This window comes from Gimesia benthica (assembly GCF_009720525.1).
Classification (GTDB): Bacteria; Planctomycetota; Planctomycetia; order Planctomycetales; family Planctomycetaceae; genus Gimesia; species Gimesia benthica.
The window spans coordinates 970,573-985,174 of record NZ_CP043930.1 but is presented as its reverse complement, the minus strand read 5'-3'; the positions used below and the strand labels follow the sequence as shown (position 1 = coordinate 985,174).

Sequence of the window (14,602 nt, the reverse complement as noted above, 5' to 3'; positions counted from 1 at the left end):
GAGGACCAGCAACCAGAATAAGAATGAAATTAAGGAGCCGAATACCTGTTTTCAGTTTGTCCATTATACAACAGGAATGAACGGGGAAACAGAATCTCCCCGTATCTGTTCCTGAAATACAGGCTTACTGCTCGCTCAGTTGATTAATGGAGTCCTGGACACTCTGTAACTGTTTCTGCAGTCCGGCCAGCGTTTCTTTAACCCCTTCCACAACATCGGCAGGGGCACGATCGACAAAGTTCTTGTTGGCCAGTTTCTTTTCACTGCCTTCAATGTGCTTTTGCAGTTTTTCCGCTTCCGCCTGCAGTCGGGTGAGTTCCGCATCCAGATCGATAATGCCTTTCAGGGCAATAAAACCATCCACCTCATTGAGGGAGAATGTCGCTGAACCACCCGGTCGCTGCACATCGGCTCCCGCTGATTCCAGCAGGGTTTTCGCCAGGTTATCGAACTGGCTGGCTACGTTCTGCATGTCATCCGCAATCCCGGCTTCACAACGCAGGAAGAGTTTCAGTGGGGTGGCCGGGGAAATTTTGTAAACTGCCCGAATATTGCGGACCGCAACAATCATTTCCTGCAGACGCTCAAACCGTTTTTCCAGCTGGGAATCCTGCCAGCTCTGTGGTGGTTCGAGCCAGGCAGCGACCATCACGCTCTCGACAGCCGGTTCTGGTGTGAACAGTCCCCGCTCGGGAGCAATTTCATTCAGACGCTGCCAGAGCTCTTCTGTAACGAAGGGCACAAATGGCTGCAGCAGTCGCAGCAGATTATCCAGTACACCCACCAGCACGCGTTGTGCGACCGGTTTGAGAGCTTCATCCCGCAGCCGCGGTTTGATCATTTCCAGGTACCAGTCACAGAATTCATTCCAGGTGAAATCCCGAATGGCGCGCGTCGCGACATCGAACTGGTAGCGTCCCAGAACGGTAGTCACTTCCTCAGCCACGGTCGACAGTCGGCTCAGGATCCAGCGATCTTCCATCGTCAGGTCATCTTCATCGACCACTCCGGGAGTGTAGCCTTCCAGGTTCAGCATCGCGAACCGGCAGGCATTCCAGAGCTTGTTACAGAAGTTGCGGCCGTATTCAAAGCGTTCACTGACAATACGCGCCACTTTTTCGCCCGGATCGGGGTCAAACCAGGGGCTCGTATACTGATACGACTTGCCGCTCTTGGGGAATTTGATCCGTGGCTTCTCGCCACCGGCGGGGATGGCGGTCTGGTGTTCCAGAGTTTGCGGTACCACTTCGCCGGTCTCGGGATCCTCATAACCGACGGGCAGACGAACGTCCTGTGTTTCCCCGGCGAAAGAGGAGATTGTAAACCGAACGGCATCGACGCCGTATTTGTCGATGAGATCCATCGGATCCACGCCGTTACCTTTGGATTTGGACATGGTCTGTCCGAAACCATCGAGAATTTTTGGATGGATGCAGACGTGCTTAAATGGGATATCGCCCATGTTATACAGGCCGGTGAGGACCATGCGTGCTACCCAGAGCGTGATGATATCGCGGCTGGTAACCAGTACGCTGCCCGGATAGAAGTAATCGAGGTCAGGATTTTTGTCGGGCCAGCCCAGGGTCGCGTGTGGCCAGAGGGCACTGCTGAACCAGGTATCCAAGACGTCATCGTCCTGTGTCAACTGATGGGCAGCACCCAGTTCGTCACCATTCAGATCGGTTTCGGAACAGATCAACCAGCAGGTGTCTTCGTCATCCCGGCGGAAGCTGACATCATAACGGTCACCGAAAGCCTGGCTCAGCTCTTCTTCCGTGCAGGTTTCACAGTACCAGATCGGGATGCGATGTCCCCACCAGAGCTGGCGACTGATACACCAGTCCCGCTTTTCCTTCAACCAGTCAAGATACGTTTTGGAATAGCGACTGGGGAAGAAGCGAACGCGACCATCGTCCACAGCATCAATGGCGGACTGGGCCAGCGTATCCATTTTTACGAACCATTGATCTGAGAGGTACGGTTCGATTGGAGTCTTGGAACGATCGCTGTGCTTGACGGGAATCTTGCGGTCTTCGACTTCGATGAAGAAGCCCTGCTGATCCATGTCTTCAACAACTTTTTTACGGACCTCATAGCGATCCAGACCCTCGTATTGACCGGCGGCTTCGTTCATTGTACCGTCAGGATTGAGGATGTTGATCTGTTCCAAATCGTTCCGCAGTCCACAGGCATAGTCGTTCGGGTCGTGAGCTGGTGTGACTTTTACGGCACCGGTCCCCAGGTCTTTATCTGCCAGGAGTGCATCCGCGATGATGGGGATTTCACGTCCGTTCAGAGGGATGCGGACTTTCTTTCCAACCAGGTGCGTATAACGTTCATCGGATGGATGCACGCAGACAGCTGTGTCGCCCAGCATGGTTTCAGGACGTGTCGTGGAGAACGAAATCCGTTCGTCGCTGTCTACCACCGGGTATTGAAAGGTCCAGAATTTCCCGTCGATGTCTTCGGAAAAGACTTCGTCATCCGCAACGGCGGTCTGCAGGAAGGGATCCCAGTTCACGAGTCGCTTGCCGCGATAAATAAGTCCATCCGAAAAGAGCTTCAGAAATGTGCGTCTGACAGCTTTGGAACACATTTCATCCAGTGTGAAGCGGGTGCGTTCCCAGTCGCAGCTGGCGCCCAGTTTCCGCAGCTGGTTCAGGATCCGCTTTTCGTACTGGTCTTTCCATTTCCAGATTCGTTCGATGAGAGCGTCTCGGCCGATGTCATGGCGGGTCAGGTTTTCCTCTTCCTTCATCCGGCGTTCGACCACTGCCTGGGTGGCGATGCCGGCGTGGTCGGTTCCGGGCATCCAGAGTGCCTCGTAGCCCTGCATCCGCCGCCAGCGGGTGATCAGGTCCTGTAGCGTACCGTTGAGCGCGTGTCCCATGTGCAGAGCCCCGGTCACGTTCGGTAGGGGAATCATAATGGTATGCTGCTCTTTTTCCGGGTTGGGCTCAGCATGAAAATAGCCTTTTTCCTCCCAGAAAGGGTACCATTTCTGTTGTGCACTCTCGGGATTGTAATGTTTCTCAAGCGATTCGGTCATGGGATCCGGTTGGGCTTATAATTAAGGATAGATGCGAAAAAGAGGGACAGCATGGAAGACAGCAGGTTACAACGTCCGCCAAGCCAGTTTCCACCGTCTGGTATAGCAAAAAACGGCTTGACTGGCATTGGTGACGGTCGAGGATTCCGCGTTCTAATCCAAAAAAGTTCCTTCGTCTTTGTAGAGCTTGTATTCGAAACTGTCAGCCAGCGCCAGCCAGCTCGCCTCGATCACATTCTCACTGACGCCGATACTGCTCCAGACATGCTGATCGTCTCGACTCTCGATGACCACACGCACACTGGCGGCAGTTCCTTCAGCTGAGTTGATGACGCGGACTTTGTAGTCGACCAGATGCATTTTCTCCAGGGCAGGGTAGAAGGGGCAGAGGGCCTTCCGCAAGGCGGTATCCAGTGCGTTCACGGGACCATCGCCTTCGCCGACCACATGCTCCTGCTGATCGTTGACAGTCAGCTTGATGGTCGCTTCGGTCAGCGGTTCGTGGGAATTGTCTGATTCGACGTTTACGCGGTAGTGGACCTTTTCAAAGTGTGGTTTAAAAGTGCCGGCGACCTTCTTGACCAGCAGGTCAAACGAGGCTTCCGCTGCTTCAAACTGATACCCTTCGTTTTCGAGGTCCTGGACTTTTTCCAGGATCCGGGTGAGCAGTTCCGGATCGTTGTCGAGTTGGAACTTGGTGGTCTTGGCCACGATATTGGAACGCCCTGAAAGCTCACTGACGAGGACCTTCCGTTCATTCCCGACAACCTCTGGCTCGATATGCTCATAGCTGCGGGCGAGTCGATTTACGGCGTGTACGTGCATGCCACCTTTGTGGGCAAAAGCACTGCTGCCGACAAAAGGCTGGCTCGAGCGAAAGTTCATATTGGCCAGCTCGTAGACATAGCGGGACAGCTCGGTCAGATTATGCAGGTTGTTATCCAGCAGAACCGAGTAGCCCTCTTTCTTGGTTACCAGGTTGGCAATCACGCTGATCAGATCCGCATTGCCACAACGTTCGCCCAGGCCGTTGATTGTTCCCTGAACCTGCACTACGCCGTGTTCGATGGCGGCCAGTGAATTGGCAACAGCCAGATCGCAGTCGTTATGACAGTGGATGCCCAGCGGCACATCGATTTCTGAGCGGACCAGGTCGACATATTTGGTGATGACTTCCGGTAGACTGCCGCCATTGGTGTCACAAGGGATGATCACATCCGCGCCGGCATCTGCTGCTGCCTTGATTGTTTTCAAGGCGTATTCGGGATTGGCACGAAAACCATCGAAGAAATGCTCTGCGTCATACATGACTTCCCGTCCGCAGGATTTGATGAATCCCACAGAGTCGGAGATCATCGCCAGGTTCTCTTCCAGAGAGACCCGAAGCACTTCGGTAACGTGCAGATCCCAGGTTTTACCTACGATGGTAACCACGGGGGCCTGGGAGTCGCGCAGGGCCTGCATGCCGACATCGTCTTTGGCTTCAATGTCCTTGCGGCGGGTCATACCGAACGCCGTCACTTTGGCATGCTTGAGGTCCATTTCCGCAACCCGCTGGAAATATTCGGTATCCTTGGGATTGGAGAGGGGGTAGCCACCTTCGATGTAGTCAAAGCCCATTTCGTCGAGCTTTGCGGTAATCTGCAGCTTATCTTCCAATGAGAAGTTCACGCCTTCTCCCTGGCTGCCATCCCGCAAAGTGGTATCGTACATCTGAATTCGGGCCATCGTAGGGGCTTTCTTTCTGTTGAAATGAAAAAACGTCGCTGGACTCACTCGGGGAGGCACGCGGTTGCGAGGAGCTGTCACCGTACCGGAAAAAAGTTCGAACTACTGTTCTGTTACTCTCTTCTGGCGATTGTATGACAGTCCTTGATGCGTCCTCGTGAATCCAATAAAAAAACCTCAGGTTGTGACCTGAGGTTATGAAAATCTGTTAAATTGGTAATGATCCTCAAGTCATAGGGAGTCTGTAATCTCACAAATAATAATAATGCTGCTGATGCAGACGATTTTGGAGACAGACAACATGGACTAAAAAAACCTTCCAATTGGGTAGACAGTTCTGATTTTACAGCTTCTCTGCGAAGATCATAAGCAGCGGGAGAGCAGGAGTCAAACGAAATCCTGGTTTCAGTCCTGTTTTCAGATCGGCTGCAGGAGAGGGCAGGGCTTAGACGAATTCCTCTTCGTATTCTTCTTCGCCGTAGCCATCGTCGAAATCACTGGATTTCATGGCTTCCCACTCATCGATTGTGTACAGGACTTCACGTGCCTGGGAGCCATTATACTCACCCACGATTCCGTCTTCTGCCATGTAGTCGATCAGGCGGGCACCCCGACCATAGCCGACTCCCAGAGCCCGCTGTAGGAGAGAAACCGAACCACGACCTTCGCGGATGACAACTTCAACAGCTTCGTTGTAGAGGCTGTCTTCCTTACGGTCCGAATCGCCGCCACCGTTCTTCTTAGAGTTGGCAGAGGTGATCTGAGCCAGCTCGGGGCTGTATTCTGGTTCCATATCGCTGAAGAAGTCAATCACGCGTTCGATTTCTTCATCGCTGACATAGGCTCCCTGAGCACGGGTCAGTTTACTGGTTCCCGGAGCCAGATACAGCATGTCCCCGTTTCCGAGCAGGGCATCGGCACCGTTTTCATCCAAAACCACGCGGCTGTCGCCACGGCTGGCTACCTGGAATGAAACGCGGGCAGGCAGGTTGGATTTGATCAGACCGGTGATGACGTCTACCGTTGGTTTCTGTGTGGCGAGGACCAGGTGAATTCCGACCGCACGCGATTTCTGAGCCAGGCGGATAATGTGAGCTTCCACATCTTTGCCAGAGGTCATCATCATGTCGGCAATTTCATCTGCCACAATCACAATTGACGGCATTTTTTCGGGCATCTGCTGGGCTTCTTCTGAATCGGGATCGATGTCAGCCAGTTCCAGTACTCTTGCCTTACCGAGCTTGTTGAAGCTTTCGATGTTCCGGGAGCCGCAACGGGCGAGCAGGTCATAACGCTCTTCCATTTTGTCGACGGCCCAAGCCAGAACGGCTTCTGCTTTCTTCATGTCGGTGATGACCGGATGCATCAGGTGCGGAATCCGTTTGTAGCCGCTGAGTTCCACCATTTTGGGGTCGATCATCAGCATTTTGACTTCGTTGGGAGTCCGTGTCATCAAAAGTGAAAGAATCAAAGTGTTGAGACAGACACTCTTACCAGTACCGGTTCGCCCTGCAATCAGCAGGTGAGGCAACTTGGCGAGGTCCGCAGTCAGTGGACGACCGCTGACGTCTTTACCCATGAAGAGTGGGATCCGGTTTTTGTCTGCATCGTCCGCACAGGATTCAATAAGTTCACGCAGACGCACCATGACCTGTTTGTCGTTAGGGACTTCCACACCAACGGTGTTTTTACCGGGAATTGAAGGCACAACACGCACGGAAGGTACACGCAGGGCGACAGCCAGATCATTGGCCAGTGCGGTGACTTTGGCAACTCGCAAACCAGGTTTCAGATCCAGTTCGAACAGAGTGAGTACCGGTCCTGTGTCAATTTCAGAGACCTGGATATCGAGTCCGAAATCAGCGAAGGTATTTTCCAGAATCTCGGCTGCTTCTTCTGCTTTTTTAGCCAGCAGTTCGAAAGGAAAGTTCTCTGCTTCTTCCAGCAGATCTAACCCGGGCAGCTCATACGAGCTGTTTTTTTTTTGTTCGATCGGTTGTGTCTGACGGGCCAGTCGCAGGCCGGCAGGCGGATTGACTTTGATCGGCTTCCGCTTTTTCAGTTTCTTAGCTTTAGGAGCGGGTGCTGGTTCCTCTTCTTCCTCATACTCTTGTTCGTCTTCTGCGACGATTTCCTCTTCCTCTTCGTATTCTTCCTCTTCTTCAGCTGCTTCGGCGTTTTCATCGACTTCAGATGATTCGCGGCTGAAAGCTTTGAAAGGGAATGCCAGGCACGCAAACAGGATACGAACGGGAAGTGTGTCGGCAGTCAGTAACAGACCAGCGGCGCACATGGATGCGAGTAGAATTAAAGAACCGGCGAGAGAGAATTTGGCATTCAGCAGTGAATAGCCGAGTGCGCCAATATAACCACCACTGCCAATGAGAGGCGTAGCGTTATTTGATCCAAGCAGGATCTGGCTACCAATACAGAGTGAAACGAGAATCAGAGCCAGACCGAACAGTTCGACCATAACTCCCGATGTCTCCTGGCGTGAGAACATTCGCATATCAACGACGACCAGAGCCAGAAAGATTCCCCAGGCACCAAGACCGAAGCCAGAGCGGAGCAGATGGGCGATATGTGCTCCCGTGGCACCACATAGATTTTGTGCAACTTCACGGACAGGGTAGACCAGTTGCGCAGGGGGATCAGCGGGATCGTAACTGAACAGGCTCAGTCCGAGAAAGACTGTTGCTGCCAGTAACCCCAGCGCTATCAGATCTGTTTTGAACCGTTGAACGTCGATCATTCTGATCAACCCGCAATTCTATGTTGAAAACTTCAGTAGGGTGTTCCAAAAGGGAATCAACGGCGCGCAAAGTGAGCGCCAGAATTATCAGTCGTTTCTTTTTATAGTGGGGAGAATTCAGGAGAAGAAAAAATGATTCCCGTCTGCGATTAAACCCAAGAACATCTACAGACGGGAACATTTTCACGACTAGTGTCTCAATGAGAGGGTCACTGAGACGTACCAAACACAAATATTGGATTCTGCTATAAGTTGATTTCCTTAACTACTCAAACCTAGCACACGAACCGGGGGCGTGTCGGAAAAAGTCAACAAAGAGTCGATTCTTTTCATCATCCGTACTGCAGCCTGTTCGGATTAGTGCAGTCAGCGGAAGTGGTGGAGTCACCCTGAACCGGTTGTGACAGTTTTACCGGTTATGAGTTTGAGAAGGGGTGAGGGAGACGAGCATCAGCCTCGCGCAATGTGTGCCTGGATCCAGGCGATGAGTTCGCGAGCCACGCTCGCTTTGGGACCGGAATAGGTGGCGACGGTCTCCTGGCTTTGATCGATGACTTCCACAAAGTTGTCTGTAGAGCCGATTGCGCTCACGCCGTTCAGGACGATCGCATCACATTTCTTGCTGTAGAGTTTACGGACCGCGTTGAATCGGGCGTCCTGTGATTCCAGGGCAAAGCCCATCACCCAGCGATCTCCTTTTTGAGTCCCCAGTTCAGCAAGAACATCAATGGTTTCTACCAGTTCCAGCGTGATTGCTTCTCCGGTTTTGGCGATTTTTCCGGGTTTGCGGGTTTTGATACGATAGTCGCAAACAGCGGCGGTGCCGATCACACCATCACAGTCTTGGAAGAGTTGTTCGCACTGGGAGTACATCTCATCGGTTGTTTCAACCTGATACAGCTCACAGCCTTCCGGTGCGGGGATGGTGACCGGTCCTGAAACCAGGGCGACTTCGTGACCTGCCTCCAGGGCAGCCCGGGCAAGTTCGTATCCCATCTGTCCGCTGCTGGCGTTCGAAAGATAGCGGACATCGTCCAGATATTCGCGAGTAGGACCTGCTGTGATGAGAATTCGCATGGAGATGGTTCGTATTCAGGGAGCTGCAGCCGGACCTGGCTGACAAAACTCAGCCGAGTATTTCCTCTATCTGTTTTAAGATATCCGCGGGCTCTGCCATGCGTCCTTTGCCGACGATCCCACAACTCAGCCAGCCTTCGCCCGGTTCGACAATCTGGATTCCGTCTTCTCGGATCTGGGTTAAATTCCGTTGCACGGAAGGCTTGGCCCACATATCGGCATTCATCGCGGGGGCCAGCAGAATGGGGGCTGTGCAGGTGAGGGTCAAAGTGGAGAGCAGATCGTCGGCGAAACCATGCGCTATTTGTGCGATTACATTGGCAGTCGCAGGGGCGATCACAAACAGTTCGGCCCGTCGGGCCAGACCGATATGCTCGCCCTGGAAATGCTCCTGAGGCGTAAAGCTGCCCTGATAAACAGGGCGACCTGTAAGGGCTTCAAACGTGGTGGGACCGATAAACTTCTGGGCCGCCTGTGTCATGACGACACTGACGGCGGCCCCTTTCTGAACCAGTTTACTGGTGAGATCTGCCGTTTTGTAAGCGGCGATCCCTCCCGAGACACCAATGAGAATTTCCCGCCCCTGCATGATTAGAATCCTGTCAGGAATCGTTCTGGTCTAAGAATTAGACCAGATCTTCGAGAGTCGGGCCGGCGTCGTCGTACTCGAGTTCTTCGAGTGGGCTGCCATCATCGTTGATAGCGACTTCGCCTGACTGGTCGAGGTAGATTTTGTCTTCCATGATTTCCTTAACCACGATTTCCATGTGGTTCTTGGTCTGCATCTCCACCAGGGGACGTGCGCCCCGATTGAGGGCCACAATCCGTTTTTGAATCAATGAAGACAGTTTGAAACGACCGCCGACTTTGTTGACGATTTCTTCTTCTTTAAATTCTTCCAGCATTAAGTTCTTGCTCCCGTTGTTTCAGGATGGTGCCGATTTCAGCAACGGCTCGATCCAGTTCGTCATTGATAATGACATGATTATAGTGTTCGGCCAGTTCCAGTTCCTTGCGGATGGTCTCCAACCGTTTTTCGATGACTTCTTCCGACTCGGTGCCTCGACTCCGGATGCGTTTTTCGTATTCTTCATCGGAGGAGGTTCTGACAAAGAGTGTGATCGTCTGCGGAAACTGCTCTTTAAGCTTCAGTGTGCCCTGAACATCGATTTCCAGAAAAGGCCAGCCCCCTTCCTGTTCAGCGCGAGCTACCTCTGATTTTAACGTTCCGTACCAGTATCCCAACCCATGTACCTGCTCACATTCGAGGAATTCGTCATTTTTCTGACGTTCTTCGAACTCTTCCTGAGTCAGGAAATAGTAGTCTTCGCCGTCCACTTCCCCTTTGCGGCGGGGGCGCGTCGTGGCGGAGATCGCCTTGATCAGTTTGACCGGAGACTCCTGCATCAACCGGTTCACGATCGTGGTTTTTCCACTGGCTGTGGGGCCGGAAAGGACCACGATCGGTGTATCTGGATGAAGGTTGTCAGAGGATGCGGACACGTCTGCTGGCTCCGGGATTCAGGAGATTGGTCTGAAGGTTTCAGGTCTGAAGAATAGTATACCGGTTTTATTCTACGTTCTGGACGTTTTCTCTGATTTTTTCAACGGCCAGTTTCATCTCGATCACAGCGTGTGAAATTTCCACATCATTGGCTTTGGAGCCGATCGTATTGATTTCGCGAAACATTTCCTGAACCAGAAACTCGAGTTTTTTCCCCTGTGAGGTCTTACTGTTCAGAATGGTGTCAAACTGCTCCAGGTGGCAGGTGAGTCGGCTGATCTCTTCGTTGATATCACAGCGGTCAGCAAACAGGCTCACTTCCCGGATCAGGCTGTCCGGATCCAGTTCGACTTCCTGATCTTTGAGTAAATCGGTCAATCGCTGATGCAGGCGGTCGCGATAGCTGGTGACGACCTGAGGCGCTTTCTGTTTGACCGTTTCCAGTTGTTCGCCGATCGTCTTGTTGCTGGACTGCAAGTCTGCCTGGGCAGACTCGCCTTCTTTCTGGCGAAACTCGGTCAGTTCGACAAGAGCCCCCTTGATGGCCTCTTCGATCAGGGGCCAGTCCGATTCGGGAGTGTGTGTGCGTGAATCATTATCGATTACGGCGCCAGGCAGAGTGAGTAGTCTGTCGAGACTGTCTGGCAGGGGAAGATGGCATTCCTCTGTCAGCTTTTTGAGCTGCTCCCAGTACTGCTGGACTACCTGATCGTCGAGCAGGTAGACGCTTTGACGGTTCAGGTGATCGATTCGCAACGTCAGATTCACAGTGCCTCGCGTAATGGCACTGCGTAACAGTTTTTCGATCTGGCTGCCCAGCTTGGCATAAAAGTCGGGGTAGCGGGTCGAAATTTTCAGGTATCGGTTATTGACAGTTCGTATTTCAGCCTGGACCGACAGGCGGTCATTTTCGGCGGTCGAACTTCCAAAACCAGTCATGCCCAGCAGCACAACACACTCTTTTCTGATATACAGGAATCGATGAGGTTACAGGAAACAGTCTCAGATCTCTGAAGAACTATTCCGACTTAGGCTCTGTGGCAGGCTTTCCTGTTTCAGCAGGTGTTTCCGGTTTCTTCTCGGGAGCCGGTTTGGTTTCAGCAGACTTGGCTGAATCCGTTTTGGGTTCTGACTTGGTTGCTTCCTCTGTGGGCTTGGCAGCTTTATCAGCAGCAGGCTTCGGTTCCGCTTCAGGTTTGGCGGGTGCTTCCGGAATGTTGGTATTGAATTCCGATTTTGCATCTTCCTCAGCGGTAGCGGCCTTCTCGGCTTCTTCTGTTTTGTCGTTACTTTCCATTGTCGGTTTTTCTGGAGTTACGGCAGCGCCACCTTTGTATTTGCTGTTGGAGCTGGCGCGGGTGACAATCCCTGAAACACCGGAAAGAATTACCCAGATGACTGCCATCACAATGGTGATTTTGGTGAAGACATCACCGGCTTTGGTACCCAGGGCGCTCTGTCCGCCTGCGCCACCAAAGGCTCCCGCCAGTCCACCGCCGCGACCCTTCTGCAGCAGGATGATGATGATCAGCATGACTCCGAAGAACATCAGCAGTGTCATCAAGAGGGTTGCAGGATCCGTGATGGCATCCAGAAAAGAAGCAAGAATCATTGTTTCATCCTAGGGGGTAATAATGTCCTGTGAACGTATTTATACAGACCGGCTGTCGCTCAGACAGATTGGCTGAATCATACAGTAATCGAATACGATCTGTAAATCGTATCTATAGCTTGAGCTGCAGCGATTTCGAATAAAGTGGCCTGTTTTCAGCTGGTGGCCAGTCCTGAGGCAGCCTGAATGATGGGAATGAACAGCTCTGGTTTGAGGCTGGCTCCCCCCACGAGGGCACCATCGACGTTTTCCTGCGAGAGCAGTTCCTGGGCGTTGTCCGGTTTGACGCTGCCGCCATACAGAATGCGTGTCGCGTCTGAGATTTCAGCAGAATACTTGTCTTTCAGCCAGTTACGCAGGTACTGATGTGCTGCTTCTGCCTGATCGGGAGTGGCGGTCAGGCCGGTTCCAATCGCCCAGACCGGCTCGTAGGCGATCACGATCTGATCGAAAGCTGAAGCATCGACTCCGTCGAGTCCACCGGTCATCTGCGTATCGAGGACGGCTTCTGTCTGATCGGCTTCCCGCTCGCTCTGCAGTTCACCAACACACAGAATCACCTGCAGACCGGAGGCAAGTGCTTTTTTCACCTTGAGGTTAATGTCCGCGTCGGTTTCTTTGAGAATGTGGCGGCGTTCGCTGTGTCCCAGAATCACGGAGCGACAACCGATGTCTGTCAGCATCTCGGTTGCTGTTTCACCGGTAAAAGCGCCGGGAGCTTCGTGGTAGCAGTTCTGGGCTCCAAATCCGACACCCGAGCCGTTAACAACATCGCCGATCGAAGTCAGGTAAGGGAAGGGGGGGCAGACCAGTACTTCAACCCCTGGATTTTCAGCAGGAACTTCTGCGACCAGTGCCTGAGCCAGCTGAGTACCCGATTCTCTGGTGGTGTTCATTTTCCAGTTACCGGCAACGAGATAACGACGCATGATAGATCCTGTATATTATCTAAAAATAGTGGGTTGAGGCTCGACTCAGAATCGGAACCCGTCAGACGGGTTTTGCGGGTAGATCGGAGCGAGAAATCAGTCGAATGCAAATGAAAGCTGGAATTCGAACAATACCAGCTTCCTCGGTGTGCTGGATAAGGTATTGAGTCCGGGCGACTGATTCAAGGAATCTCGCGCAAAATCCTGAAATGCAGCCTCTTTTGACAGAATAATGCTGGTAAACGGGCGCCGCTGAGGCTCAATCACTCATTCCGGGGTCTGATTTACTCCAGAATGCCACTTCTGGGGTAGGAGCCCATGGTTTCGAGTCGTACGACCTTCTTAGACAAATCATTCAGCGTACGCTTGATATGGGGCTCTTCTACGTGCCCTTCAAAGTCAATAAAGAACAGGTATCCTGGCTCTTCACCACGCAGGGGGAATGATTCGATCCAGGTCAGATTGATTTTGTTTTTCTTGAAGATCTGCAGGGTATCTGCCAGGGAGCCGGCTTTGTGGGCAATCTGGACCAGAATTGCAGTGCGGTCTTTACCCGTTGGTTCACAGACCTCTTCACCAATCACGGCGAAACGGGTCACATTGTTGGCGTTGTCTTCGATCCCTTCCACGATGATCTGCAGATCATATTCGACCGATGCCTGATGGCTGGCGACCGCTGCGGCACCGGGTTTGGTGGCAGCCAGCTGGGCTGCGGTCGAGGTGCTGGTTACTTCGTGCAGGTGAGCCTGTGGCATGTTCCGGGAGAGCCATTCACGGCACTGCGAGAGGGCCTGAGGTTTGCTATAGATCTCCGTAATTTCACTGCGTTCGCAGCGTGCCAGCAGATTGTGGTGCACTGCAATCAGGACTTCACCGCAGATCCGCAGCGGAAGGCGGGTGAACATATCCAGGGTGTCGACGACGCGGCCGTCGGTGCTGTTTTCAATAGGGACAACGCCGAATTCGGTATTTCCGCGGTTGACCTCTTCAAAGACGGATCCGATGGTGTTGACAGGCACCATGTCGGCCTCTTCGCCGAAACGTTCCAGGGCTGCCAGGTGCGTATAGCTGTAAGCAGGGCCCAGGTAGGCGACGCGTTGCGGGTGTATCTGTCGACGGGCTGAGCTGAGGATCTGCCGAAAGACGCCGCGGATGGACGCATTGGTCATGGGACCGGGCGCATTGAGTTTTTCGATGGTCTCGCGAAGCTCTTCATCCGATTTAGGATCGAACATGGCCTTGCGCGGTTCCGGATCGGATTTGATCTGTTTGACCGTCATTGAGCAGCGTTTGTTGACCAGCTTGATGATTTCGCGATCGAGCTTTTTTAGCTCAGACTGGATCGATGCGGGGCTGCTTTTGCTGGTCTTGCGAACAACTTTTTTCTGGGGAGCTGACTTCGGTTTAGTCACGGAAGCTCGCTTTTTCACCGCTTTTTTCTTGGCCATCGGAATCTTTCAGGATGTGAGTCTCGTTTCTGTCTCTCAGAAAATGAACCGCAGCCAGATCACAGCCTTCCTGGATGTGTGGTCGATGCTCACTGCCAGTTTCACTATGGAATTTCAATCCCTTAAGAATTTCTTAACTCGGGGTTTCTCCCGAGTGCCTTCCTTGAAAAGACTATCTAAGGATTTGTAAAATAATCAGTTAGATAGATCGAGGCAGGCACACGTGAAGGACGTTTTGTCCCTTGCTTGAGCAGAGGACAGAGTAGTCTTCAATTGTTCTAGTTTGTACCGCCGTATCTGGGGACTGTCAAGCGGTTGGGCCTTGCGTGTGAACTGTTTAGCCCTTATTTCAGCGGTCCGGCATCAGAGACTGCCAAAATGTCATTTTGGCTGTGGCGGGCTTGACTTGGGGGCGGTGTCAATATGGCAGTATTGCTGCCTGTCTGCTAGAATTTCAGTGAGTATGAAGGTCTGTAAGATTATTCATATAAATATCTTACGTT

Annotated in this window: 11 protein-coding genes; all 11 read right to left on the bottom strand. The window is 52.6% G+C overall.

Annotation, left to right across the window (positions count from 1 at the left end):
• Positions 1 to 124: 124 nt before the first annotated feature.
• Entirely contained in the window at positions 125 to 3,049 is a 2,925-nt protein-coding gene (locus F1728_RS04005) for a valine--tRNA ligase (RefSeq protein ID WP_155362992.1), read from the bottom strand.
• Between the two features lie 153 nt (positions 3,050 to 3,202).
• Positions 3,203 to 4,777, bottom strand: coding sequence for a citramalate synthase (cimA, locus tag F1728_RS04000; RefSeq protein WP_145440658.1), 1,575 nt, complete (start codon positions 4,775 to 4,777; stop codon positions 3,203 to 3,205).
• 445 nt (positions 4,778 to 5,222) lie between these two features.
• Positions 5,223 to 7,529: a DNA translocase FtsK gene (locus F1728_RS03995; protein ID WP_155362991.1), complete on the bottom strand. Its 2,307-nt coding sequence runs from the start codon at positions 7,527 to 7,529 to the stop codon at positions 5,223 to 5,225.
• 450 nt (positions 7,530 to 7,979) lie between these two features.
• Complete coding sequence (locus F1728_RS03990) at positions 7,980 to 8,606, bottom strand: phosphopantothenoylcysteine decarboxylase domain-containing protein (RefSeq protein WP_155362990.1); 627 nt, start codon at positions 8,604 to 8,606, stop codon at positions 7,980 to 7,982.
• Between the two features lie 49 nt (positions 8,607 to 8,655).
• Positions 8,656 to 9,195, bottom strand: coding sequence for a bifunctional phosphopantothenoylcysteine decarboxylase/phosphopantothenate--cysteine ligase CoaBC (gene coaBC, locus F1728_RS03985; RefSeq protein WP_155362989.1), 540 nt, complete (start codon positions 9,193 to 9,195; stop codon positions 8,656 to 8,658).
• Between the two features lie 37 nt (positions 9,196 to 9,232).
• Complete coding sequence (locus F1728_RS03980) at positions 9,233 to 9,511, bottom strand: DNA-directed RNA polymerase subunit omega (protein ID WP_145039302.1); 279 nt, start codon at positions 9,509 to 9,511, stop codon at positions 9,233 to 9,235.
• Positions 9,495 to 10,109 (bottom strand): guanylate kinase, encoded by a 615-nt coding sequence (gene gmk, locus F1728_RS03975; RefSeq protein ID WP_145039304.1) that lies wholly within the window; start codon positions 10,107 to 10,109, stop codon positions 9,495 to 9,497. Before gmk ends, F1728_RS03980 begins: the two co-directional genes overlap by 17 nt.
• Positions 10,110 to 10,176: 67 nt before the next feature.
• Positions 10,177 to 11,061 (bottom strand): YicC/YloC family endoribonuclease, encoded by an 885-nt coding sequence (locus F1728_RS03970; protein ID WP_155362988.1) that lies wholly within the window; start codon positions 11,059 to 11,061, stop codon positions 10,177 to 10,179.
• Positions 11,062 to 11,128: 67 nt separating this feature from the next.
• Complete coding sequence (secG, locus tag F1728_RS03965; protein ID WP_155362987.1) at positions 11,129 to 11,722, bottom strand: preprotein translocase subunit SecG; 594 nt, start codon at positions 11,720 to 11,722, stop codon at positions 11,129 to 11,131.
• A gap of 155 nt (positions 11,723 to 11,877) precedes the next feature.
• The gene (gene tpiA, locus F1728_RS03960; protein WP_194242672.1) at positions 11,878 to 12,651 is read right to left on the bottom strand and encodes a triose-phosphate isomerase; all 774 of its coding nucleotides are present in this window, start codon (positions 12,649 to 12,651) and stop codon (positions 11,878 to 11,880) included.
• 284 nt (positions 12,652 to 12,935) lie between these two features.
• Positions 12,936 to 14,099 carry a prephenate dehydratase gene (pheA, locus tag F1728_RS03955; protein ID WP_155362985.1) on the bottom strand — a complete coding sequence of 388 codons (1,164 nt, stop codon included), beginning with the start codon at positions 14,097 to 14,099 and terminating at the stop codon, positions 12,936 to 12,938.
• Positions 14,100 to 14,602: the final 503 nt, after the last annotated feature.

Excerpts from the sequence above, each read along its gene's own strand:
- F1728_RS04005 (WP_155362992.1), bottom strand. The coding sequence starts at position 3,049 with ATGACCGAATCGCTTGAGAAACATTACAATCCCGAGAGTGCACAACAG.
- cimA (WP_145440658.1), bottom strand. The coding sequence starts at position 4,777 with ATGGCCCGAATTCAGATGTACGATACCACTTTGCGGGATGGCAGCCAG.
- F1728_RS03995 (WP_155362991.1), bottom strand. The coding sequence starts at position 7,529 with ATGATCGACGTTCAACGGTTCAAAACAGATCTGATAGCGCTGGGGTTA.
- F1728_RS03990 (WP_155362990.1), bottom strand. The coding sequence starts at position 8,606 with ATGCGAATTCTCATCACAGCAGGTCCTACTCGCGAATATCTGGACGAT.
- coaBC (WP_155362989.1), bottom strand. The coding sequence starts at position 9,195 with ATGCAGGGGCGGGAAATTCTCATTGGTGTCTCGGGAGGGATCGCCGCT.
- F1728_RS03980 (WP_145039302.1), bottom strand. The coding sequence starts at position 9,511 with ATGCTGGAAGAATTTAAAGAAGAAGAAATCGTCAACAAAGTCGGCGGT.
- secG (WP_155362987.1), bottom strand. The coding sequence starts at position 11,722 with ATGATTCTTGCTTCTTTTCTGGATGCCATCACGGATCCTGCAACCCTC.
- tpiA (WP_194242672.1), bottom strand. The coding sequence starts at position 12,651 with ATGCGTCGTTATCTCGTTGCCGGTAACTGGAAAATGAACACCACCAGA.
- pheA (WP_155362985.1), bottom strand. The coding sequence starts at position 14,099 with ATGGCCAAGAAAAAAGCGGTGAAAAAGCGAGCTTCCGTGACTAAACCG.